This window comes from Microbacterium barkeri (genome assembly GCF_027921765.1).
Classification (GTDB): domain Bacteria; phylum Actinomycetota; class Actinomycetes; order Actinomycetales; family Microbacteriaceae; genus Microbacterium; species Microbacterium barkeri.
The window spans coordinates 1-1,258 of the sequence record NZ_BSEJ01000031.1 but is presented as its reverse complement, the minus strand read 5'-3'; the positions used below and the strand labels follow the sequence as shown (position 1 = coordinate 1,258).

Here is a 1,258-nt window from a genome sequence, read left to right as displayed (position 1 = left end):
CGACGCTCGCAGGCAGGATAGAAAGACTGGAGTGGTAGTTCAGTCGGTTAGAATACCGGCCTGTCACGCCGGGGGTCGCGGGTTCGAGTCCCGTCCACTCCGCCAGGATTGAGCCCGTTCAGGTGCGTAGAATGTGCGCCTCAACGGGCTTTTTCATTAAAGGTGTAAGCGTAGTAGTGAGTCCCCTTCGTCTAGAGGCCCAGGACACCGCCCTTTCACGGCGGTAACAGGGGTTCGAATCCCCTAGGGGACGCCACTTGCTGGTTCGTGAGTGAAAGACGCGTGCCGAACTATCTCAAAACTCATCTTCGGGTGATGTTTGAGATATTTGCTCTTTAAAAATCTGGATCAAGCTGAAAATTGAAACGACACACAGTTAATGTGTGTTCGAGTCTCTCAAATTTTCGCAATCAGAAGTGAAACATCTTCGGGTTGTGAGGTTAAGCGACTAAGCGTACACGGTGGATGCCCTGGCAGTCAGAGGCGATGAAGGACGTGCTAATCTGCGAAAAGCGTCGGTAAGGTGATATGAACCGTTATAACCGGCGATGTCCGAATGGGGAAACCCAGTGCAATTCGTTGCACTATCGTTAACTGAATACATAGGTTAACGAGGCGAACCGGGGGAACTGAAACATCTAAGTACCCCGAGGAAAAGAAATCAACCGAGATTCCCCCAGTAGCGGCGAGCGAACGGGGAGCAGCCCAGAGTCTGAATCAGCTTGTGTGTTAGTGGAACGGTCTGGAAAGTCCGACGGTACAGGGTGATAGTCCCGTACACCAAAATGCACAGGCTGTGAACTCGAAGAGTAGGGCGGGACACGTGGTATCCTGTCTGAATATGGGGGGACCATCCTCCAAGGCTAAATACTCCTGACTGACCGATAGTGAACCAGTACCGTGAGGGAAAGGCGAAAAGAACCCCGGCGAGGGGAGTGAAAAAGAACCTGAAACCGTGTACGTACAAGCAGTGGGAGCACCTTCGGGTGTGACTGCGTACCTTTTGTATAATGGGTCAGCGACTTATATTCTGTAGCAAGGTTAACCGTATAGGGGAGCCGCAGGGAAACCGAGTCTTAACTGGGCGTTAAGTTGCAGGGTATAGACCCGAAACCCGGTGATCTAGCCATGGGCAGGTTGAAGGTTGGGTAACACTAACTGGAGGACCGAACCGACTAATGTTGAAAAATTAGCGGATGACTTGTGGCTGGGGGTGAAAGGCCAATCAAACCGGGAGATAGCTGGTTCTCCCCGAAAG

At 51.9% G+C, this 1,258-nt stretch carries 2 tRNA genes and 1 rRNA gene; all 3 read left to right on the top strand.

What is annotated here, in order from left to right:
* Positions 1–28 precede the first annotated feature (28 nt).
* Positions 29–105, top strand: a tRNA-Asp gene (locus tag PKE79_RS16725).
* A gap of 75 nt (positions 106–180) precedes the next feature.
* Positions 181–256: transfer RNA gene (locus PKE79_RS16720), tRNA-Glu, on the top strand.
* Between the two features lie 182 nt (positions 257–438).
* A 23S ribosomal RNA gene (locus PKE79_RS16715) occupies positions 439–1,258 on the top strand; the annotation flags it as partial.